Below are 223 nucleotides of genomic sequence, written 5' to 3' on the forward strand. Positions count from 1 at the left end.
ATCCAGAAATTAAACTTGAATTAATTGAAACTAAAGATGTAGATGGAATGGTTGAACTAACATATGTTAGAAGAGAAAAGTAAGAAGAGCTAATATGTAATTAGTATTTGGAAAGAGGCATAATATTTTTGGTAATAAAAGGTAGTCAAAATAGCTACCTTTTATTTTGTAAAAAATTAACACATTCACTTAAAACTTTGCCGATGGAATGGTTAATAACTAA

It is taken from the genome of Clostridium sp. UBA5119, assembly GCF_002414285.1.
GTDB lineage: Bacteria > Bacillota > Clostridia > Clostridiales > Clostridiaceae > Clostridium_J > Clostridium_J sulfidigenes.